Raw genomic sequence first — 21,256 nt, 5'->3', positions numbered from 1 at the left:
CGTGTTGAACTCAACGGTTCTTCTTCTGGCAGAACACGAAGAAGCCGGCGGCGAGCAGGATGAAGGCGCCGACCACCACGCGCTGCCAGGTGGAGGGGATGCCCACCATCACCAGCACGCTGTTGACCACCACGATCAGCAGCACGCCCAGCAGCGTGCCGAGCACCGTGCCCGTGCCGCCGGTGATGCGCGCGCCGCCGAGCACGACGGCGGCGATGACGTTGATCTCGCTGCCGACGAGGTCGAACGGGTTGGCCTGCCGGTTGGCGCAGGTGTGGATGATGCCGGCGAGGCCGGCGAGGCCGCCTGCATAGGCGAACAGGAAGATGTGGATCGTCTTGAGGCTGTAGCCGAGCCGCTCGGCGACGCTGGCATTGCCGCCCAGCGCGAAGATGGCGCGGCCCATCAGCGTGCGGTTGAGAATCCACCAGGTGAGCAGCGCCGCCGCCGGCAGCACGAGGAAGTAGAATGGCAGGGTGATGGTGCGCCCGTCTCCCGACTCGAACTGGAACAGCGGCATACGGCCGAACGCGCCCATCTGCGGCGGCAGCGACATGATCCAGACCGTGCCAATGAAGGCCAGCAATATGCCGCGGAACAGGTACTGCGTGCCGATGGTCACGATCAGCGAGGGCACCCGCAGATGATGCACCAGCAGGCCGTTCACCACGCCCAGCAGCGCGCCGCCCGCGATGGCCATCAACACCACCACGGCGATGGGCATGTCGGGAGCGTGGTTCTTCACCAGAACCGTCATCGAGTACATGGTGAAGGCGGCGATGGCGGTGAACGAGACATCGATGCCGCCCGCCGCCAGGATGATGAACACGCCGAGCGCGAACAGACCCATCACCACGCTGGCGCGGCCGATGTCGACCAGCGAGGAGGGCTGGAGGAAGGCCGGATTGATCACCGACACGGCGATGCAGATCGCCACCAGGATCACGAAGGTGATGATCTCGGGCCGCCGGCGCACCAGCTCGAAGAAGATGCTTTGCCGGGGCAGCGCCGGGAGGCTCGAATCCTCGGTATGGGTCGCGCTCATCGGGCCGCCTCCGTCTGCATGTCGGTCCGGGACGCCAGCATCGCCTGGTAGAGCCGCTCCTCGTCTGCGCCCTGCGCGTCATATTCGGCGACGACGCTGCCGGCATTCATCACGAGGATGCGGTCGCAGTTCTGCAGCAGTTCGGGAAGGTCGTCGCTGATGATGATGAGGCCCATCCCGGCTTCCGCAAGCTGCTGGATGACGCGGTAGATCGTGTCCTTGGAGCCGACATCGACACCCACCGTGGGGCCATGCAGCACCAGCAGCCGCGGGTTGATCGACAGCCAGCGGCCGATCAGCACGCGCTGCTGGTTGCCGCCCGACAGTGCGCCCACCGGCAGGTCGATATTGCCGGTGTTGAGGCGCATGTCCTGCGCGATCTTCTCCGCGAGCGCCCTGCCCTTCGCCTTGTCGACGATGCCGACCGCGTTGGCGAGGTCGCTCACCACCAGGGCGATCTCGTTCTCGAAGATCGACTTGTCGAGGAACAGCCCCTCGCCCAGCCGGTCTTCCGGCACATAGCCGATGCCGAGGCGGATGGCGTGGGCGGGATGACCGATCCTCTCGACCTTGCCGGCAATGCGGATGCGGCCCTCGGATGCCGGGGTAACGCCGGCGATCGCCGTGGCGAGTTCATTGCGGCCGGAATCGGCGAGGCCGGTAATGCCGAGGATTTCGCCCCGGCGGACCGAGAAGCTCACATTGGCGAAGTTCGGGGGCAGCGACAGGCCGTCGGCGGCAAAAAGCTCCTCCGCCATCGGCGCGCCGGTGCGGTAGCGCTCGGAATCGATGGTCCGACCGGTCATCAGCTCGGTGAGCTGGTGCTTGGAATAGTCGGCGAGCGGGCCCTGCGCCACGCATTGGCCGTCGCGGAAGACGATGGCGTGGCCGCCGATGCGGTAGCATTCGTCGAGCTTGTGGGTGACGAACAGCACGGCAACGCCCTCGGAGCGCAGGCGCTCGACGACGGCGATAAGGTTGTCGACCTCGCGCCGCGTCAGCGACGTGGTCGGCTCGTCCATGATCACCATCTTTGCCTTGGTGGCGATGGCGCGGGCAATGGCGACGAGTTGGCGCTGGGCCAGCGGCAGATCGGACACGATGGTGGAGAGATAGGCGGGCGCCGTCGGAAGGCCGACAATGGCGAGCGCCGCCTCGGCGGTGCGCCGCAGGCGGCCGCGATCGAACAGCCGCGCCAGCCGGCCGCCATGGGCCACCAGCTGCTCGTTCAGCGCGACATTTTCCGCCACCGTCAGGTTCGGCAGCAGGGAAAGGTCCTGGTAGACGGTCTCGATGCCGGCGGAGAGCGATTGAATGGGATTGAGAGAGCGGAAGCTGCGCCCTTCGAGCACGATCTCGCCCTCGTCCGGCGCGTGTGCGCCCGACATGATCTTGATGACGGTGCTCTTGCCGCAGCCATTCTCGCCGAGCAGGTGATAGGCCTCGCCCGCCTCGATGGAAAAGCCGACCCCGCGCAGCGCGTGGACGCCGCCGAAGCGCTTGTGGATGCCGCGCAGCTCCAGGAACGGGCACGCGGGCGCGGCAGCCGGCAGGGAGGTGGTGGAAGCGTGGGACACGAAGGTCTCCCTGACACCGTGAGGACGCGCCGGGAGCGGCGCGGTCGGGCTTGCGGGGAGCGCGCGCGGCGCTCCCCGGCTGCTGGTCTAGCGGGCGATCAGAAGAGGTATTCCTTGTAGTTCGCCTTGTCGGCCAGGACCATGCCGTTGCCGATGATCAGCACGCCTTCGCCCGGCCCCTTGGTGACCTTCACCTTCTCGTAGCCCGGCACGCCGAGATTGGCGCCGTCCTCGATCTTCTTGCCGGCGATCAGGCTCTTGGCCACCGCGTTCATCGCCATGCCGGCCTTCTGAGGATCCCAGAAGCCGATGGCGGTGATGGCGCCGGACTCGAGCAGGTCCTGCGAGGGGTTCGGCAGGCCGGTGCCGACCAGGCACACCTTGCCGGAAAGGCCCGCCTCGTCGATGGCGCGGCCGACGCCGAGCACGTCATTGCCCGCCGAGGTCTGGAAACCCTTGATGTCGGGGTGCTTGCGCAGGATTTCCTTGGCCTTCTCATAGGTGCCGTTGGCGTCGTCGAACGACTCGTTGTTCGGGTCGACCAGCACCATCTCCGCGTGCTTCTTGGCGTTCGCCTCGCCCGCGCCGACCCACTGCATGTGGGTGCGGCTGCCGACGGAACCGACGAAGGTGGTCCACTTGCCCTTGCCGCCCATGCACTGCGCCAGGCGCTCGTTCAGCGCGCGACCGTAATCGGCGTTGTCGAAGGCCTCGACGTCGGCATGGGTGTTCTTCTGGTTGTCGGCCTCGTGGGTCACGACGATGATCCCGCGATCCATCGCGCGCTTCAGCGTGCCTTCGAGCACCGATGGGTCCATCGGCACCACGGCAAGGCCGTTGACGCCCTTGGCGACGAGGTCGTTGACGATCTGCAGCTGCTGGGCGGCGTCGGCGGTGGCCGGGCCGTACTGGGTGGCGACGACGTCCGGATTGTCCTTCTGGAACTGCTTGACGCCGGTTTCCATGCGGTCGAACCACGGAATGCCGCTGATCTTCACCACGGTGGCGATGACCGGCTTGTTCTGCGCCATCAGCGCTCCGGTGGAACCCGCGACGACAGCCAGCGCCATTGCGGAGCCGAGCAGCATCTTCTTCGAGAGAGCTCCCATAGTTTCCTCCTTTGTTGTTCCCACCCTCATGATCCGATCGATGCGTGAGGGTTTCGCATCACACGAGCTTTCTGCTCTTGTTCGGGGTCAGCAGCCCGACCACGTTGTAGCGGCCGACCGCCAGGAAGGTCAGCAGCAGCGCGCCCCAGGCGAAGTCGCGCACGAAGTTCGACAATCCGCCGAAGTTCAGAAGGCTCGACATCAGCTGCAGCGCGATGGTCGCCATCACCACGCAGATCACCCGGCCATAGCCGCCCTCGGGGCGCACCCCGGCCATCACGGCGATGAGGATGGCGATCAGCAGGTAGGACGTGCCGTAGTCCCACTTCACGTTGACGTTGCGCGCCGCGATGATCACCCCGGCGAGGCCGGCGAGAAGCCCGCTGGTGGCGTAGGTGGCGATCAGCACCCGCGCCTTGGGAAAGCCCGCAAAGGTCGCCGCCTTGGGGTTGGTGCCCATGAGCATGAGCCAAAGCCCGAACGGCGTGAATTTCAGGAGCGCGGCGATGAGGCCGGCGGCGCCGATGAAGATGAGGAAGCTGATCGGCACGCCGAGAAACAGCCCATTGCCGATGTCCGACAGCAGCTCGGGGCTGCCGACGGCGACCGCGCGCCCTTCCGACAGTACGACCGCGATGCCGGTGAACAGCATCTGGGTGCCGAGCGTGCACAGGATGGGGGTGATGTTCAGCCGGCTGATGAGCAGGCCGTTGAACATGCCGCCAATGAGGCCCGTCAGCACCGCCACGGCGATGAAGGCGATGGAGAAGGCGGTCTCGTTATCGGTGCTCGACAGGAAGGAGCCGACGATGATCGCCGACGCGACGCCGGAGAGATTGGCCAGCGCGATGCCCGACAGGTCGATGCCGCCATTGCCCGCGCACATGGCGAGCATGACGCCGATGGCGAGGAAGCCGATTTCCGGCAATTGGCCGGCCATGGACTGCAGATTGAACGGCGAGAGGAACGTGCCACCTGAAATCAACGCGCCGACGACAAGCAGCGCCGCGTTGATGACGACGAGCATGAACAGCTGTCCGCCGGTTGTCCGCATGGCCTCCTCCCGGGAGTGATCTTGCGCCTTCGCGAGGGTCTTATTTACTAAACGACCGACCCCTTCACTAAATCCGTAGCAAAGGCTTCCGGTCGGCGCAAGCGGCCTGCGCATCGTTCAGGCGGCCGACTTTTCGCTCCAGGCTCGACGCCCGCGATTTGGGCGTGATCAGAATTTCGTCACGTGAGATCCGCTGTCGGAGGGGGGACAGGCAGGTGGGTCCGCCAGGTCAAACCCTTTTAGGACAGCCTTTTTTACCTAATTGACCCGTCGATCCGGCCGACGCGCTAACGCCTCGCCGGCAGCCGCAGGCATGCTCTGCCAGAGCCGCGCGGAGGCGATGCGCGAGCCGGCGTGCATCGATGCTTGCGACGCAGTTGCCACGCTGCCGCTTTTGGCTTAACCCTGATTATCGAGCTTCAATGTTTACTAAACAAAGCGCGTCATAAGTCGCCCTTTGAAGCTCTTGAGGACACGTGCCGGGCCATGACCGTGAAGAAGTCGTTCACCATCAGGGACATCGCATCCGCCGCCGGGGTCTCGCCGGCCACGGTGTCGCTCGTCCTCAACGGCAAGGGCGAGATCTCGGAGCTTACCCGCGCGCGGGTGCTGGAGGCTGCCGCCCGGCTGCATTATGTCCCGCGTCTCGCCCGCCCCGGCACGGCACGGCCGCAGACCGATGCGCCCGGCACGATCCGCTTCCTCAAGATCGCCCGCCACGGCCACACGGTGAACCGCGATCACAGCGTGTTCATCTCCGACTATATCGACGGCATGTCGGCCGAGGCGACGCGGCGCGGCTATGCGCTCGAGGTGGTGAGCCATGAGGGCCAGAGCGCCATCGCCATCGCCGAAACGCTCGCCCTCGCCCCGGTCAGCGGCGTCATCGCGCTCGGCACCGAGATGGCGGAAAGCGACATTCGCGTGCTGCAGGGCGTCGGGCGGCCGATCGTGTTCATCGACACGTTCTTCGATGTGGTCGAGGCCAACTTCGTCAACATGAACAATGAGGACGCGGTACACCAGGCGCTGGCGCGGCTGCGCCAGCAGGGGTTCGGACGCATCGGCTTCGTGGCGAGCCATGTCGACACCACCAATTTCCGGCTGCGGCAGCAGGCGTTCCACCGCCACATGGGGCGGCTTGGCCTCAGTGTCGACCCCGGCCACATCCTCTCGGTCGAATCGACGCCGGAAGGCGCCTATGCCGACACGGTTGCGGCGCTGACGCGCGGCATCGCGCTGGCCGACTGCTATTTCTGTACAAATGACGTGATCGCCTATGGCTTCATCAAGGCCTTGCGCGAATTCGGCATCCGCATTCCCGAGGATGTGGGCGTGATCGGCTTCGACAATCTCCCACTGGGCGCAACGATGGACCCGGCGCTCAGCACCATCGACGTGTCGAAGCGCAAGATCGGCAATCTCGCGGTCACCGTTCTCGACGACCTCATCAACGCCGCCGAACCGCAGCCGCCGGTGAAGATCCTCGTCGGCGCCCGGCTGGTCGCGCGGCTGAGCGACCGCGGCCCCGCCGATCCGCGCCCGGTGCCACAGGCGGTGCGCCGGCGCGGCATCGCCGAAAACGCGTGAGGTCATCCATGCCGCGCCTTGCCCTGCTCCACACCGTGCCGGCCCTGGCGTCGGCGCTGCGTCCGCGTCTCGAACACGCCCTCCCCGGCTGGACGTTTCTCGACATTGTCGACGAAAGCCTGCTCGCCGACGCCATCCGCAACGGCGAGTTGCGCGACGGGACGAAGGCCCGCCTCGCAGCGCGACTCCACGCCGCCGGCGAGGAAGCCGACGCGGTGCTGGTGACCTGTTCGAGCCTCGGGGAAGCCGCCGACGCACTCGGCGCGGACGTTCGCGTCCCGGTGTTCCGCATCGATCGCGGCATGGCGCAGCAGGCGGTGAGGCAGGGCCGGCGCATCGGCATTCTCGCCACCCTGCCGACCACGCTGGGGCCGACCGAGCGGCTGGTGCGCGCCACCGCCGACGCGGCCGGCCGCGAGGTCACCCTTGAGGCGCGTCTGTGCGAGGGCGCCTTCGCCCGGCTCGCTGCCGGGGATCGTGCCGAACATGATGTGATGGTGCGTGCGGCCTTCGCCGATCTCGCGCCGCAGGTCGATGTGGTGGTGCTCGCCCAGGCCTCAATGGCGAATGCCCTGGCAGGCGCTGCCGGGGCGGTTCCCGTGCTCACCAGCCCCGAGCCCGGCATCGCCGCCGTGGCTGCCACACTGAACGCCTCTTTTCCGGCCTGAGGGCCGCCTGTCGCTACGTTCCGGGAGACGCCAGATGAAATACCGCACGCTCGGCCGCTCCGGCCTCAAGGTCTCTGCCATCTCCATGGGCACCTTCTCCTTCGGCGGGGTCGGCGACTTCGCCAAGGTGGCCAATCATGGGGTGAGCGAGGCGCGCCGCCTCGTCGATGCGTGCCTCGACGGCGGCGTGAACGTGATCGACACCGCCAACATGTACTCGCTCGGCCGCTCGGAGGAGATCGTCGGCGAGGTTTTGGACGGGCGTCGCGAGCGGACGCTGCTGACCTCCAAGGCGCGGATGCGGATCGGCGACGGGCCCAATGACGAGGGCGTCTCGCGCTACCACCTCATCCGGGAATGCGAACTCAGCCTGAAGCGCCTGCGCACCGACCATATCGACATCTATTTCATGCACGAATGGGACGGCATCACCCCGCTGGAGGAAATGCTGTCGGCGCTTGATGCGCTGATGCGGGCCGGCAAGATCCGTTATATCGGCTGCTCCAACTATTCCGGCTGGCAGATCATGAAGGCGCTCGGCATTGCCGATGCGAAAGCGCTGCCGCGCTTCGTCACCCAGCAGATCCACTACACGCTGGAGGCGCGCGAGGCGGAATATGAGCTGCTGCCGATCGCCGTCGACCAGGGCGTCGGCGTCATGGTGTGGAGCCCGCTGGCGGCGGGGCTGCTGTCCGGCCGCTTCGACCGCGACACCTTCCCCGCCGATTCCCGCCAGGCCGCCGGATGGAGCGAGCCGCCGATCCGCGATTCCGAGCGGCTATGGTCTATTGTCGACGTGCTGAAGGACATTGCCGGCGCGCGCGGGGTCACCGCCGCGCAGGTGTCGATCGCCTGGACGCTGACGCGGCCGGGGATCGCCTCGCTGGTCGTCGGCGGTACGGAAGAGAGCCACTTCACCGACAACATCGCCGCCGTCGACCTTGAGCTGACGACGGAAGAGCTGGAGCGGCTCAACCTCGTCAGCCGCCTGCCCTACATCTATCCCTACTGGCACCAGCATAATTTCGCCCGCGACCGCTTCAGCCCGGCCGATTGGGCGCTGCATGCGAGCTATGAGGATGTCGGCAAGGTCTGAAATGACGTGCGGGGGTGGTTCGGCCGCCCTCGCCGCTCACGTCATTCCATCGAGATGCGAGCGGATGTGGGCAGCCTCCGCCGCCGTCGTGGCGAGGCTGATGGCGGTCATGAAGCCTTCCCGCGCCTCCCGCGTGCGGCCGAGCTGCATCAGCAGGGCGCCGCGCACCCCGTGATAGTGGAAATAGCCGGCCAGCCGGTCGCCGAGCGGTTCCACCATGGCGAGCGCCGCTTCCGGCCCGCGCAGTTTCGAGATCGCCACGGCACGGTTCAATGTCACCACCGGCGAGGGCTGGAGAATCTCCAGCGTGCCGTAGAGCAGGTCGATCTGCGCCCAGTCGGTGTCCCCGGGCGTCGCTGCCCGCGCATGCAGTGCCGCGATTGCCGCCTGTACCTGATAGGGGCCGGGGCGGCGGTGACGCATCGCCTTGTCGAGCAGCGCCAGCCCCTCGGCGATCATTGCGGTGTTCCAGAGCGTGCGGTCCTGATTGTCGAGGAGAATCGCGGTGCCCTCCTTGTCGAAGCGGGCCGGCGCGCGGGCGTGCTGTAGCAGCATGAGCGCGGTCAGCCCCATGATCTCCGGCTCGGCCTGGAACAGGCGCAGTAGCAGCCGGCCAAGCCGGATCGCTTCCTCGCACAAGGGCGAGCGAGCGGCGGTGGCATCGCCGGCCGCGGAATAGCCCTCGTTGAAGACGAGGTAGACCATGGCCGCGACGACACCGAGCCGCTCGGCCCGCTCCACCGGACCCGGCGGCTCGAAGGGCACGCCGTCCTCGCCACCCTGCACCCGGGCAATGCGCGCCTTCGCCCGGGTGATGCGCTGCTCCATCGCCGCTTCGCTCACCAGGAAGGCACGGGCGATCTGGCTGACCGACAGCCCCGAGACGATGCGCAGCGCCAGCGCGATCTGCTGGTTCGCCGGCAGGCCCGGGTGGCAGCAGATAAAAAGGAGCCGCAGCACGTCGTCTCGATAATCCGCGCCGTCCATCCGCTCGGCGATGGCGGTCTCGGCGTCCTCCGTGTCGGAGAACGCTTCCTCGGGCGGCAGCTCGGTCTGTTTCGCCCGGCGCCGTACCGTGTCGAGCGCGACATTGCGGCCGACGAAGATGAGCCACGCCGCCGCATCGCGCGGCGGGCCGTTCTGCGGCCATGTCCGCAACGCCCGCAGGCACGCCTCCTGAAAGGCTTCCTCGGCGAGGTCGAGATCGCGGAAATAGCGCAGCAGCGCGGCGAGTGCCTGCGGGCGCGCGGCGGCGAGCATGGTGCCGATCCGGCGCGCCTCGTCCGTCATGGCCGCGCGCCGCCATCGAGAAACAGGCCGACCGGGCGAATCTCGTAGGAGCCGCCGGGATTGGCGGCGCCGAGTTCGCGGGCGATGGAAAGCGCCTCCTCCAGGTCCGCGCAATCGAGGATGTAGAAGCCGAGCAACTGCTCCTTAGTCTCGGCGAAGGGGCCGTCCAGCACCAAGGGAGGGTCCTGGTCCTTGCGCAGCGTCGTGGCCGCCGTGGTCGGCAGCAGGCGCGCCACCGGGCCGAGCTTGCCCTCGCGGGCCAGCCGTTCCTGCACCACGGCGAGCTTCTGCATAACCGCCTCGTCCTCCTCCTTGGTCCAGGCGCAAACGACATCTTCCTGATGGTAGCAAAGCAGGGCGTAGAACATGGGTGACCTTTCGCAGTGCTGGCGTCAGCCGCCGCTGATCGCGGTGATGACGTACACGTCCGCGCCGGGGGCAAGGGGCGTCGAGAGCCGGGCGCGCCGGCCGTCGACGAACACGTTGATATGCCGCCGTATCGCCGGCGTCTCGTCGCAGAGGCGCTCGCGCATGCCGGGCCAGCGCGCGTCCAGCCCGTCCACCATCTCCCCGACCGTGTGGGCCACCAGCGGCACGAGCCGGTCGGCATCCGGGAACAGCACGACGAGATGGGGCGGCAGCCGCACCAGCACGGTCGCGCGCTGCTGCGCCTCATCTTGTCCTTGCATTCCCATCGCCCTCACCGCTCGATCACCAGCGTTTCCACCGAGGTGATGGTCGGCAGATACGGGGCGATGCAGTCCCAGCTCTCGCCCTCGTCGGCGCTGGCGTAGAGCCCGCCGGCATTGGTGCCGAAATAGACGCCCGCCGGCTCCAGCGTGTCGGTCGCCATGGCCTGGCGCAGCACGTTGAAATATGCCCCGCCCTGCGGCAAGCCCTCGCGCTGCGCCTGCCAGTTCGCGCCGGCGTCGCCCGTGCGCCACACCGCGGCGTTGCCGTCCGGCATGAAGCGACCCTTGATGTCGCCGTTCAACGGGATGAGGTAGAGGCCGTCCGGGTCGCGCGGGTGCACGGCAGCAGGGAAGCCGAAGGAGGAGGGCAGGCCCTGTTCGATGCTCTCCCACCTCTTCCCGCCATCGTCGGAGCGGTACATGCCGCAATGGTTCTGCTGGTAGAGCCGGCCGCTGCCGCCCGGCGCCATGACGAGGCAATGCACGCACTGGCCGAATTCGGGGTAGTTCTGCCCTTCCGGCATGAAATCGGCGCGGGTGCCGCTGTTGCGGGTTTCCCAGGTGGCGCCGCCATCCTCGGTGGCGAAGACGCCTGCCGCCGAGATGCCGACCCAGATCTTCTTCGGATCGGCAGGGTCCAGCACCAGCGAGTGCAGGATCAGCCCGGCGCCGCCGGGGTTCCATTCCGGTCGGCTGGGATGCTTCTGCAGGCCGTCGACATGGGTCCAGCTGACCCCGCCATCCGTGCTGCGGAACAGGCCGGCAGGGTCGACGCCGGCGTAGAGGCTGCCATCGACCCCGGCGGCGAGGCTCCACACCGCCTTCACCGGCGCCTGTCCCGCCTCATAGGCGAGGCCCTGGCTCGAATGCGTCCAGCTGGCGCCGAAATCCGTCGATTTCCACACCGCCGGGCCGAACCATTCATTGCCGCCGCCGGCATAGATGGTGCCGCTCGCGGGATCGGCGACGACATGATTGGTCGGCCATGTCTCGCAGAATGGGCCGCTCACCCGCCATGCGCGGCGCGCGGCATCGCTTTCCAGGATGAAGGCGCCCTTGCGGGTGCCGACCAGGACGAGGACCTGCTTTCCCATGGTGCCCTCCCCTCACAAGGTGGAAACGACGATCATCCAGGAGACGCCGAAGCGGTCGGTCAGCATGCCGAAGCTGCTGGCGAAGAAGGTCGCCCCCAGCGGCATGGTGACTGTACCGCCTTCGGAGAGGGCGGCAAATCGCGCCTCGGCCTCCGCGGCATTGGCGAGCGACAGCGAGAGCGAAACCCCGGCGAACGCCGCCCCGTCCGATTGGCAGCCGTCCGAGGCCATGAGTTCGGTCTCGCCGACCCTGAAGCTGGAATGCATGACTTTGTCGTCCCAGCCTTGCGGGATCATCCCCGGCGGCGGCGGCTCAGGGGCGTCGCGAAAGCGCATAAGCGCCGTGACCTCGGCATCGAGAGCCTTCTTGTAGAACTCGATGGCCTCCTCGGTGCGGCCGTTGAACATCAGATAAGCCTGGACCTTCATCGCATCAGCTCCCTGTGCCGAGTCCCACGGCCTCGGCTTGCCTCGACGAGGACGAATGAGGACGGCCGGACCCGACAGGGTGGCGAATTTTTTTCGGGCCCGAGGCTGCAAACATGCGCGACACGCCCTGCCGGCAAGCGCGATGGTATTCGCCTACACGGTTTCCCGATCTTGTAATAGTGCCGATAGAGGTACATATTAAAGGCGCTGAATGAGACCGACGGCGACCCGGGTTCCGCGTGTATTTTCGTGATGAATTACATTTTCTGTTGCTGGCATACGGCTTTGCCGAGCCTGTCTTTTCGCAGAAAAGTCTGCCTATGATAGAGGATGGGAAATCCGCTTGGCGCGAATTCCTGACCTGAAGCCTCGCACGAAGCGTCGCTGAACCGGCCCTGCCGTGGCGACGCCGTCCGCCGGGCAACGCGCTGTACCGTCTCCACGCCTCGCATCTCTTCGCGCGCGCGGGGTTTATCTTCTGCTGAAGTGACGCAAGGGAGACCGCCATGGCCAAGGGCCAGATACGCAGCAATCGCGAGACAAAGAAGCCGAAGAAGGTCAAGGAGCCGGCTGCGGCCCCTTCCCTGCTCAAGGGGGCGCCCGTCGCCATCGCCCTTCCGAAAAAGAAGGGCTGACCGCGGCCATGACCTTCCGCACCCGTGAGACCACGGTCACCTTCAGCCGTCCGTTCAAGCTGAGCTCGCTGGACCGCCCGCAGCCTGCGGGGACCTACCGTCTGGTGATCGACGAGGAGGAGGTGCCGGACATTACCTTCCTCGCCTATCGGCGCTCCGCGACGATGCTGCACACGCCCTCCATCGAGGGGGTTGGCAGGGCGAAGGAGGTGTTCATGGTGAGTTCCGCGGAACTGGCCAAGGCGCTGGAAGCCGACCTGCGCAACTGATCCGGCGTCCCCCGGACGTACGGAGCTGAAGCGGCCGGCAGATGCATGCCGGCTGACCCGAGGGCGCGCGCCCGGCCTCGGGAGCGGCATCTGTTTTTCATCGATCATCCTCGCCTCTGGCGCCACTCCGGACCGGAAGGCCCCCTATGGATCCGATCGCCGATTTTCGACGTGGCTGTAGGTCTCGGCTCGCCTGGTGGCGGAACCGTGCCTGGCAGGGCTCCGTGTGGGACGATGCCTCGCCGATCCGCGAGGAACTGTTCGGCGCCGAGCGGCTGGAGCAGCATGCGCGCAGCCTGGCGGCGGCGCAGCCCATCGCGCGGCACCCGCGCGCCGTTCCGTCGCTGCATGCCCGGCTGGCAAGCAATGCCGGTGTGCTGCTGACCGCCTATCGCGCCACCGCCGCCGACGCGGAAGCCGGGCGCCCCGTGGTGCCCGCTGCCGAATGGCTGCTCGACAATTACCACCTCGTCGAGGAGCAGGTCCGCGAGATCCGCGACGACCTGCCGCCCGGCTATTACCGGCAATTGCCGAAGCTCGCCGATGGTCCCTTCGCGGGCTACCCCCGCGTGCTCGGCCTCGCCTGGGCCTATATCGCGCACACCGACAGCCATTTCGACCCCGAGATGCTGCGCCGCTTCATCACGGCCTATCAGCAGGTCGAACCTCTCACCATCGGCGAGCTATGGGCCGTGGCGATCACGCTGCGCATCGTGCTCATCGAGAATTTGTGCCGGCTGTCGGATCAGATCACCGGCGGGCGCCGTTCCCGCCAGGAGGCGGACCTGCTGGCGGACCGGCTGCTCGCCTCCGGGGGCGCCCGCGCTGCGCTGGACGCGGACATCCTGATCCGCTCGCCGGAGCCGCTCGACGAGTTGTTTGCCGCTCAACTGGTCAAGCGGCTGCGGGACCAGGACCCCCGGATCACACCGGCGCTCGGCTGGCTCCAGGCCCGGCTCGACGCGCAAGGCGTCTCCGTCGCCGATGTGGTGCAGCACGCCCAGCAGCGGCTGGGCGCCTCCAATGTCAGCGTGCGCAACGTCATCACCAGCATGCGGCTGATCTCCGACATCGACTGGGCCGAGCTATTCGAGAGCGTCAGCCTCGTCGATTCACGTCTGCGGGCCGGCAGTCCCTTCGCCGCGATGGATTTTCCCACCCGCAACCTCTACCGCAGCGCGATCGAGCAGCTGGCGCGCGGCGCCCCGGCGTCCGAGCTCGACATCGCCGGGCAGGCGCTGGAGGCGGCGGCCCTGGCGGCATCGTCGCCGCCGGATGAGGCGTTGCCCGCGCCGGCCGGCGACCCCGGCCATCATCTCATCGGCGCCGGGCGCAGCGCCTTCGAGCGCCGGATCCGCTTTCGTCCTCCGGCGCGTCTTCGGCTCAGCCGCCTCAGCATCCGGCTGGGTATCGGCGGCTATGTCGGGGCGATCCTGGTCGTCACGCTGGGGCTCGTCGCGCTGGCGCTTTGGGCGCTGGGGTCGGCCGGCCTTTCGGTTGGTTGGATGGCACTCTTCGCCCTCGCCGGTTTCTTTCCCGCGAGCGAGGTGGCGACCTCGCTGGTGAACCGGGCCGTCGCCTGGATGTTCGGCGCCACGAGCCTTCCCGGCCTCGAGCTGGCGGGGGGCGTCCCGAGCGCGCTGCGTACGCTGGTCGCCGTGCCGACCCTGCTTACCAGCGAGGCCGATCTGCTGGAGCAGGTCGAAGGCCTGGAGATTCACTTTCTCTCCGGATCGGGCGGCGATCTCTCCTTCGCCCTCCTGACCGACGGCATCGATGCCGACAGCGAGGAGCTGCCGGGCGAAGACCTGCTGATGGAGCTTGCCCGGCAGGGTATCGACCAGTTGAACCGGCGCCACGGGCCCGGCCCGGGCGGCGACCGCTTTTTGCTGCTGCACCGTCATCGCCGGTTCAATGCTGCCGAAGGCAAGTGGATGGGGTGGGAGCGCAAGCGCGGCAAGCTGCACGAGCTCAACCGCCTGCTGCGCGGCGCGGACGACACGTCCTTCATGGCCGTCGCCGGACGCGCCCCGTGGGTGCCGGCGGATGTGCGCTATGTGATCACGCTCGATGTCGACACGCGCCTGCCGCGCGATGCCGCCCTGCGGCTCGTCGGCAAGATGGCACATCCGCTGAACCGGCCGGAATTCGACGCGGTGCGGCAGCGGGTGGTCGGGGGCTACGGCATTCTCCAGCCGCGCGTGACGCCTGCGCTGCCGATCGGTCGCGAAGGCTCGTTCTATCAGCGGGTCACGTCGGGCGGGGGCGGCATGGACCCTTACGCCACTGCGGTTTCCGACGTGTATCAGGACCTTTTTGGCGAAGGGTCCTATACCGGTAAGGGCATCTATGACGTCGACGCCTTCGAGGCCTCGCTGGCCGGGCGCATTCCCGATAATGCGCTGCTGAGCCACGATCTCTTCGAAGGCGTGTTCGCCCGCGCCGGGCTCGCCTCGGATGTCGAGGTGGTCGAGGAATTCCCCGCGCGCTATGACGTGGCGGCCAAGCGCCAGCATCGCTGGATGCGCGGTGACTGGCAGTTGCTGCCGTGGATGTTCGGCGGTCAGGCAGGCCGGCGCGGCGTCACCTCGGTCGGGCGCGGCAAGATGCTGGACAATCTGCGCCGTTCGACGCTCGGTCCGCTCACCCTGCTGGCGCTCACGCTCTGCTGGCTGTTTCCCCTACCCGCCGCTCTGGCGGGCACCGCGCTGATCCTGGCGACCCTCGCGATCCCCGCCTTCCTGCCGATCCTCTCCGCCTTGCTGCCGCGCCGACCGGACATCCGCCTGCGCAGCCACCTCGCCCAATTGCTCGCGGACCTTCGGCTCGCCACCGCCCAGACGGCACTCAGTCTCGCTTTCCTCCCCGACCATGCGTGGCGGGCGGGCGATGCCGCCATCCGCACTCTGCTGCGGCTCGCCGTTACCCGGCGGCATTTGCTGGCTTGGACGTCGGCAGCGGCCTCCTCAACGACACCGCGACCGGATGTCGTTGGTTTCTATCGGCAGATGGCAGGCAGCACCGCTCTTGCGATGGCGCTCGCGGCCGGTGCGGTGGCGTTGGCGCCGGCATCCTGGCCGCTCGTCCTGCCGTTTGCCCTGCTCTGGCTCGCCGCCCCCGCCATCGCGCTGGCGGTCAGCCGCTCGCCGAGAATGCCCGAACGCCTGACGCTGGGCGAGGCGGAAGCGCGCGAATTGCGGCTGATCGCCCGGCGCACCTGGCGCTTCTTCGAGACCTTCGTCACGCCGGCCGACAACATGCTGCCGCCGGACAATTTCCAGGAAGTGCCGAAGCCGGTGATCGCCCACCGCACCTCGCCCACCAACATCGGCCTTTACCTGCTCTCCGCCGTGGCGGCACGCGACTTCGGCTGGGCCGGTACGATCGAGACCGTGGAGCGGCTGGAAGCGACCTTCGCCACTTTGAAGCGGCTTCAGCGCTTTCGCGGTCATTTCTTCAACTGGTACGGCACGCAGGACCTCGCGCCGCTGCCGCCGGACTATGTGTCCTCGGTGGACAGCGGAAATCTGGCGGGTCACCTGATCGCGCTCGCCAATGCCTGCGAGGCGTTCGCGGAGGGCATCGGCGGCGAGACCGCCCGCGCGGGCATGTCCGACGCTCTCGCGCTGGCCCGCGAGGCGCTGGCGACGCTGCCGCCCGCCGACAGCAGCCAGGGACGGGCTCTCGCGGCAACGCTGGACGAGATCGAGACCCAGTTGAACAGCGCGCGGGCGCTGGAAGCCATAGCCCCGATTCTGCGGCGTCTCGTCGACAAGGCCGCTAAGGGCGCGCAGGAATTCATGCCGGCGGGCGGCGACGAGGGCGGCGCGTCCGACCTCGCCTATTGGATCGAGGCGCTTGGCAGGGCAGTAAGCGCGCATGAGCGCGACGGCCTGAGCCGTATCGAGGCGCCTGACGCGACGCGGCAAAGACTGACCGCGCTGGCCGACACCGCGCGCACCATGGCGCTGGAGATGGACTTTGCGTTCCTGCTCGACCCCGAGCGGAAGCTGCTTTCCATCGGCTATTCGCTCTCGGACAACGGTCTCGACCCCAGCTGCTACGACCTTTTGGCGTCGGAGGCCCGTCTCGCGAGCCTGTTCGCCATCGCCAAGGGCGACGCGCCGACCCGCCACTGGTTCCGGCTCGGACGGTTGTCGACTCCCGTCGGCACTGGTTCCGCGCTGATTTCCTGGTCAGGCTCGATGTTCGAATATCTCATGCCGTCGCTGGTGATGCGGGCGCCGGCGGGGAGCGTGCTCGAACAGACCAGCCGGCTGGTGGTCGAGCGCCAGCAATCCTATGCGCGGTCGCTGGGCGTTCCGTGGGGAATGTCCGAATCCGCCTATAATGCGCGCGATATCGAGTTCACCTATCAGTACGGCAATTTCGGCGTGCCCGGGCTCGGCCTCAAGCGTGGCTTGTCGGAAAACGTGGTTGTTGCGCCCTACGCGACCGGGCTCGCCACCATGGTGGATCCCGAGGGCGCCCGTCGGAACTTCGCACATCTGGCGGAACGGGGTGCGCGGGGCCGCTACGGCTTCTATGAGGCGCTCGACTTCACCCGTGCGCGGGTGCCGGAAGATCAGGACGCCGCCCTGGTGCGCAGCTTCATGGCGCATCACCAGGGCATGACCATCGTCGCGATTGCCAACACGCTGATGCACGGCGAGATGCGGTCCCGGTTCCATCGCGAGCCGATGATCCGGGCCAGCGAGCTTCTTCTCCAGGAACGCTCGCCGCGCGACGTGGTCGTGGCGCGCCCCCGCGCCGAGGAAGTGCGCGCCGCGGCGCTCGACGCGCGCGGCGACGCGGTCATGCTGCGCCGCCTCACCACCCCGGTAGCCGGGGCGCCGGTCACGCACCTTCTTTCCAATGGCCACTATGCGGTGATGATGACCGCCTCCGGCGGCGGCCAGAGCCGTTGGGGCGACATTGCCGTGACGCGCTGGCACGAGGATTCCACCCGCGACGACTGGGGCTCGTTCATCTTCCTTCGCGATCTGAAGAGTGGCGGCGTCTGGTCGGCGACGACCCAGCCGATGCCGGGCGCCGCAGTCGACGGTGAAGTGGTGTTCGGGGAGGACCACGCGGAGTTCATCCGTCGCGGTGGCGGCCTGACCACGTCGATGGATGTCATCGTCTCGGGCGAGCACAATGGCGAGGTGCGCCGCGTCTGCCTGACCAATAGCGGGCGGCGGGCCCGCGAGATCGAGCTCACCTCCTACGCCGAGCTGGTCCTCGCCACGCCGGCAGTCGACAACGCCCATCCGGCCTTCGCCAAGATGTTCGTGGTGACCGAGCACCTGCCGGAGTTCGGTGCGCTCATTGCCACGCGGCGGCTTCGCACCCCCGGCGAGCCGCAAATATGGGCGGCGCATTTCGCGGTCGTGGACGGCGAAGTGGCCGCGGATCCCCAATATGAGACCGCCCGCGCCCGTTTCATCGGCCGCGGACGCAGCATCGGCACGGCCGATGCCCTGTCGGACGGACGGCCGCTGTCGAACACGGTTGGCACGGTGCTGGACCCGATCTTCTCGCTGCGCCGGAGCGTACGGATCGCGCCGGGACGTATGGTCCGCGTCGCCTTCTGGACGGTGGTGGCGTCGTCGCGGGAAGAACTGCTGGACCTGATCGACACCCATCACGACCGCAACGCCTTCGACCGCGCGCGCACCCTGGCGTGGACGCAGGCGCAGGTACAGCTGCGGCACATCGATGTGAGCCTGGAGGAGGCCGCCGACTTCCAGCGGCTCGCCGCTCCCCTGCTCTATGCCGACCGGCGGTTCAGGTCGTCCTCCGACGTCATCCTGCGCGGTGCCGGGCCGCAATCGGGCCTCTGGCAGCATTCCGTCTCCGGCGACCTGCCGATCGTGCTGCTGCGCATCGACGATGTCGAGGACATCGCGCAGGTGCGCCAATTGCTGCGTGCGCGCGAATATTGGCGGATGAAGCGCCTCGCCGTGGACCTCGTCATCATCAATGAGCGCGCTTCCTCCTACGTGCAGGACCTGCAGATCGCCATCGAAACGGCGGTACGCACCAGCGCCTCGCGTCCCCTGCCCGACGAGCCGCAGGCGATGGGCTCCGTGCGGGTGCTGCGCGCCGATCTCATGAGCGTCGAGTCGCGCGCGCTGCTGCACTCGGTGGCGCGCGTGGTGCTGCTGGCCCGTCGCGGCGCGCTGGCCGACCAGCTCGCGCGCATCGGGCGGGCGTCGGAGCTGCCGGCCGCGCCCCGCATCGCCCGGCCCCTTCCGGCGATGCAGAACCGCAGCCCGGCCCAGACGCCGCCTGTCCTCGAATTCTTCAACGGCCTGGGCGGCTTCGACAAGGACGGGCGGGAATATGTGACCCTGCTGGCCAAGGGCCAGGCGACGCCGGCGCCGTGGATCAATGTGGTCGCCAATGCCGGCTTCGGCTTCCAGGTCTCCACGGAAGGCAGCGGCTATAGCTGGGCGCTGAACAGCCGCGAGAACCAGCTCACCCAATGGTCCAACGACGCCGTCGTCGATCCGTCCGGCGAGGCGATCTATGTGCGTGACGAGGTAAGCGGTGACCTCTGGAGCGCAACGGCGCAACCGATCCGCGACGATGGCCTGTATGTGGCCCGTCACGGCTTCGGTTACAGCCGCTTCGAGCACGAGGCAAACGGCATCGCGCTCGACCTGCTGCAATTCGTGCCGCTCGACGATCCCCTCAAGATCTCGCGCCTGAAGCTGACCAATCTGTCGGGAAGACCCCGTCGGCTCTCCGTCACGACCTATGCCGAATGGGTGCTGGGAACCGCGCGGGGCACGTCCGCGCCGTTCATCACCACCGAAATGGACGTTGAATCGGGTGCTTTGCTGGCGCGCAACCCCTGGAGCGCGTCCTTTGCCTCGCGGGTGGCCTTTGCCGATCTCGGCGGGCGGCAGCACGCGTGGACGGCGGACAGGGCCGAGTTTCTCGGGCGTAACGGAGGATTGGCCGCCCCGCTCGGCCTCACCGGCAGGGCGCCGCTTTCCGGTGCCACCGGCGCCGGCCTCGACCCCTGCGCCGCCTTGCAGACGGTGGTCGAACTCGGCATCGGCGAGAGCGTCGAGATTGTCGCCTTTCTCGGCCAATGCACGTCCGTCGAGGAGACCCGCGCCCTGATCGCCCGCTATCGCGGGGCCGATATCGACGCCGTTCTCGCGGAGGTGACCGCGCATTGGACAACCATACTCGGCACCGTGCAGGTGAAGACGCCGGACCGGTCCATGGACATCATGCTGAACGGCTGGCTGCTCTACCAGACGCTGGCCTGCCGCATCACCGCCCGTTCCGCCTTCTACCAGGCCAGCGGCGCCTATGGCTTCCGCGATCAGCTTCAGGACGGCATGGCGCTGACGCTGGCGCTGCCGGCGGAGACACGCGGCCATATCCTGCGAGCAGCGGGGCGGCAATTCGTCGAGGGCGACGTGCAGCATTGGTGGCTGCCGCAATCGGGACAGGGCGTGCGCACGCGCATATCCGACGACGTCGTCTGGCTCGCCTACGCCACCGCGACCTATATCGACAGCTCGGGGGACGCGGCGATCCTCGACGAGATCGTGCCCTATCTGGAGGGGCCGCTGCTGCAGCCCGGCGAGCACGATCATTTCTTCCAGCCGATGCCGGCGGATGAAGCCGGGCCGCTCTTCGAGCATTGTGCCCGCGGGCTGGATCTCGCCATGGACAGGACCGGTGTGCTGGGGCTGCCGCTCATTGGTACCGGCGATTGGAACGACGGGATGAACCGCGTCGGCGAGGGTGGCAGAGGCGAAAGCGTCTGGCTCGGCTGGCTGCTGATCCGCACCATCGATATGTTCGCGCCGCTGGCGGAGCCGCGCGATCCCGAGCGCGCCCGCCGCTGGCGCGCCCATGCCGCCTCGGTGCGCCGGGCGATCGAGCGCTCCGCCTGGGACGGCGAATGGTATCGCCGCGCCACCTTCGACGACGGCACCTGGCTCGGCTCGAAGGATAGCGGCGAATGCCGCATCGACTCGATCGTGCAGTCATGGGCCGTGCTGTCCGGCGCCGCCGATTCCCTGCGCGCGGCCACCGCCATGGCCTCGCTGGAGCGCCACCTCATCCGAACCGACCAGCAGATCGCCCCGCTGTTCACGCCGCCTTTCGACCGGACGCCGCACGATCCCGGCTACATCAAGGGCTATCCACCGGGCCTGCGGGAGAATGGCGGCCAGTACAGCCATGCCGCCATGTGGGCCGTGCTGGCTTTCGCACGGCTGGGAGACGGCGGGAAAGCGCACGCGCTCTTCGCCCTGCTTAACCCGATCAACCACGCACGTACTCCGGAAGAGACCGAGCGCTACAAGACCGAGCCCTATGTCGTGGCGGCCGACGTCTATTCCGTCGCTCCCCATGCCGGGCGCGGCGGCTGGTCGTGGTACACGGGTTCGGCGGGCTGGATGCACCGTGCCGGCGTCGAGGGCATCCTCGGCATCAGGCGGCAAGGCGATGTGCTTATGGTGGAGCCTGCCCTGCCCCCGGCCTGGCCGGGCTTCGAGGCGACGGTGACAATCGGGGCCACTACCTGCCGCATCACCGTGCGCCTATTGGGCGAGGAAGAGGCCGGCGAGCCCCACTGGGTGCTCGACGAAGGGGGCGCGTCGGCCGGGCGCATCGCCCGCGTCGCCCTCGATGGCAACGCCCACCATCTTCACCTGCTGGTGCGGAGCCGATGACGG

Annotated in this window: 15 protein-coding genes; 6 read left to right on the top strand and 9 right to left on the bottom strand. The window is 67.9% G+C overall.

Annotated features, from left to right (window positions below):
* Window positions 1–10: 10 nt before the first annotated feature.
* The 4 genes from ACQY76_RS18550 to ACQY76_RS18535 form a co-directional block, all read right to left on the bottom strand.
* The gene (locus tag ACQY76_RS18550) at window positions 11–1,045 is read right to left on the bottom strand and encodes an ABC transporter permease (RefSeq protein WP_428030169.1); all 1,035 of its coding nucleotides are present in this window, start codon (window positions 1,043–1,045) and stop codon (window positions 11–13) included.
* On the bottom strand, window positions 1,042–2,622 hold the full coding sequence (locus ACQY76_RS18545) for a sugar ABC transporter ATP-binding protein (RefSeq protein WP_428030168.1): 1,581 nt from the start codon (window positions 2,620–2,622) through the stop codon (window positions 1,042–1,044). The genes ACQY76_RS18550 and ACQY76_RS18545 overlap by 4 nt, the downstream gene beginning before the upstream one ends.
* Before the next feature lie 98 nt (window positions 2,623–2,720).
* Window positions 2,721–3,731 carry a substrate-binding domain-containing protein gene (locus ACQY76_RS18540; protein ID WP_428030167.1) on the bottom strand — a complete coding sequence of 337 codons (1,011 nt, stop codon included), beginning with the start codon at window positions 3,729–3,731 and terminating at the stop codon, window positions 2,721–2,723.
* 58 nt (window positions 3,732–3,789) lie between these two features.
* Window positions 3,790–4,785 (bottom strand): ABC transporter permease, encoded by a 996-nt coding sequence (locus tag ACQY76_RS18535; protein ID WP_428030166.1) that lies wholly within the window; start codon window positions 4,783–4,785, stop codon window positions 3,790–3,792.
* A 486-nt stretch (window positions 4,786–5,271) separates the two neighbouring features.
* Here ACQY76_RS18535 and ACQY76_RS18530 point away from each other — a divergent pair, with 486 nt between their 5' ends.
* The 3 genes from ACQY76_RS18530 to ACQY76_RS18520 are packed head-to-tail and all read left to right on the top strand — an operon-like array spanning window position 5,272 to window position 8,139.
* Window positions 5,272–6,375 (top strand): LacI family DNA-binding transcriptional regulator, encoded by a 1,104-nt coding sequence (locus ACQY76_RS18530; protein WP_428030165.1) that lies wholly within the window; start codon window positions 5,272–5,274, stop codon window positions 6,373–6,375.
* An 8-nt stretch (window positions 6,376–6,383) separates the two neighbouring features.
* Window positions 6,384–7,043, top strand: coding sequence for an aspartate/glutamate racemase family protein (locus ACQY76_RS18525; protein ID WP_428030164.1), 660 nt, complete (start codon window positions 6,384–6,386; stop codon window positions 7,041–7,043).
* A 34-nt stretch (window positions 7,044–7,077) separates the two neighbouring features.
* A complete protein-coding gene (locus tag ACQY76_RS18520) occupies window positions 7,078–8,139 on the top strand; it encodes an aldo/keto reductase (RefSeq protein WP_428030163.1) in 1,062 nt (353 codons plus the stop codon).
* Window positions 8,140–8,175: 36 nt separating this feature from the next.
* Here ACQY76_RS18520 and ACQY76_RS18515 read toward each other — a convergent pair whose 3' ends face one another.
* Genes ACQY76_RS18515 through ACQY76_RS18495 form a run of 5 tightly spaced genes read right to left on the bottom strand, consistent with a single transcriptional unit; the run spans window position 8,176 to window position 11,644 of the window.
* A complete protein-coding gene (locus tag ACQY76_RS18515) occupies window positions 8,176–9,429 on the bottom strand; it encodes an RNA polymerase sigma factor (protein WP_428030162.1) in 1,254 nt (417 codons plus the stop codon).
* Window positions 9,426–9,797 (bottom strand): YciI family protein, encoded by a 372-nt coding sequence (locus tag ACQY76_RS18510; RefSeq protein WP_428030161.1) that lies wholly within the window; start codon window positions 9,795–9,797, stop codon window positions 9,426–9,428. Before ACQY76_RS18510 ends, ACQY76_RS18515 begins: the two co-directional genes overlap by 4 nt.
* 24 nt (window positions 9,798–9,821) lie before the next feature.
* Complete coding sequence (locus tag ACQY76_RS18505) at window positions 9,822–10,118, bottom strand: MoaD/ThiS family protein (RefSeq protein ID WP_428030160.1); 297 nt, start codon at window positions 10,116–10,118, stop codon at window positions 9,822–9,824.
* An 11-nt stretch (window positions 10,119–10,129) separates the two neighbouring features.
* Complete coding sequence (locus ACQY76_RS18500; protein WP_428030159.1) at window positions 10,130–11,215, bottom strand: WD40/YVTN/BNR-like repeat-containing protein; 1,086 nt, start codon at window positions 11,213–11,215, stop codon at window positions 10,130–10,132.
* Between the two features lie 12 nt (window positions 11,216–11,227).
* Window positions 11,228–11,644 (bottom strand): VOC family protein, encoded by a 417-nt coding sequence (locus ACQY76_RS18495; protein WP_428030158.1) that lies wholly within the window; start codon window positions 11,642–11,644, stop codon window positions 11,228–11,230.
* Between the two features lie 506 nt (window positions 11,645–12,150).
* Here ACQY76_RS18495 and ACQY76_RS18490 point away from each other — a divergent pair.
* The 3 genes from ACQY76_RS18490 to ACQY76_RS18480 all read left to right on the top strand — a co-directional run bounded on the left by ACQY76_RS18490 (window position 12,151) and on the right by ACQY76_RS18480 (window position 21,253).
* Window positions 12,151–12,279 (top strand): hypothetical protein, encoded by a 129-nt coding sequence (locus ACQY76_RS18490; protein ID WP_428030157.1) that lies wholly within the window; start codon window positions 12,151–12,153, stop codon window positions 12,277–12,279.
* Between the two features lie 8 nt (window positions 12,280–12,287).
* The gene (locus ACQY76_RS18485) at window positions 12,288–12,548 is read left to right on the top strand and encodes a hypothetical protein (RefSeq protein WP_428030156.1); all 261 of its coding nucleotides are present in this window, start codon (window positions 12,288–12,290) and stop codon (window positions 12,546–12,548) included.
* A gap of 146 nt (window positions 12,549–12,694) precedes the next feature.
* Entirely contained in the window at window positions 12,695–21,253 is an 8,559-nt protein-coding gene (locus ACQY76_RS18480; protein ID WP_428030155.1) for a GH36-type glycosyl hydrolase domain-containing protein, read from the top strand.
* The last annotated feature ends 3 nt before the right edge of the window (window positions 21,254–21,256 follow it).

This window comes from Ancylobacter sp. (assembly GCF_965279025.1).
Classification (GTDB): Bacteria; Pseudomonadota; Alphaproteobacteria; order Rhizobiales; family Xanthobacteraceae; genus Ancylobacter.
The sequence above is the reverse complement of the archived record's forward strand: the minus strand, read 5'-3'. Positions and strand labels throughout refer to the sequence as shown.

Bases quoted from the DNA above. Each gene is read 5' to 3' on its own strand.
- ACQY76_RS18525 (WP_428030164.1), top strand. From the start codon at position 6,384: ATGCCGCGCCTTGCCCTGCTCCACACCGTGCCGGCCCTGGCGTCGGCG.
- ACQY76_RS18490 (WP_428030157.1), top strand. From the start codon at position 12,151: ATGGCCAAGGGCCAGATACGCAGCAATCGCGAGACAAAGAAGCCGAAG.
- ACQY76_RS18480 (WP_428030155.1), top strand. From the start codon at position 12,695: ATGGATCCGATCGCCGATTTTCGACGTGGCTGTAGGTCTCGGCTCGCC.
- ACQY76_RS18520 (WP_428030163.1), top strand. From the start codon at position 7,078: ATGAAATACCGCACGCTCGGCCGCTCCGGCCTCAAGGTCTCTGCCATC.
- ACQY76_RS18485 (WP_428030156.1), top strand. From the start codon at position 12,288: ATGACCTTCCGCACCCGTGAGACCACGGTCACCTTCAGCCGTCCGTTC.
- ACQY76_RS18500 (WP_428030159.1), bottom strand. From the start codon at position 11,215: ATGGGAAAGCAGGTCCTCGTCCTGGTCGGCACCCGCAAGGGCGCCTTC.
- ACQY76_RS18550 (WP_428030169.1), bottom strand. From the start codon at position 1,045: ATGAGCGCGACCCATACCGAGGATTCGAGCCTCCCGGCGCTGCCCCGG.
- ACQY76_RS18515 (WP_428030162.1), bottom strand. From the start codon at position 9,429: ATGACGGACGAGGCGCGCCGGATCGGCACCATGCTCGCCGCCGCGCGC.
- ACQY76_RS18495 (WP_428030158.1), bottom strand. From the start codon at position 11,644: ATGAAGGTCCAGGCTTATCTGATGTTCAACGGCCGCACCGAGGAGGCC.
- ACQY76_RS18505 (WP_428030160.1), bottom strand. From the start codon at position 10,118: ATGCAAGGACAAGATGAGGCGCAGCAGCGCGCGACCGTGCTGGTGCGG.
- ACQY76_RS18530 (WP_428030165.1), top strand. From the start codon at position 5,272: ATGACCGTGAAGAAGTCGTTCACCATCAGGGACATCGCATCCGCCGCC.
- ACQY76_RS18540 (WP_428030167.1), bottom strand. From the start codon at position 3,731: ATGGGAGCTCTCTCGAAGAAGATGCTGCTCGGCTCCGCAATGGCGCTG.
- ACQY76_RS18510 (WP_428030161.1), bottom strand. From the start codon at position 9,797: ATGTTCTACGCCCTGCTTTGCTACCATCAGGAAGATGTCGTTTGCGCC.
- ACQY76_RS18535 (WP_428030166.1), bottom strand. From the start codon at position 4,785: ATGCGGACAACCGGCGGACAGCTGTTCATGCTCGTCGTCATCAACGCG.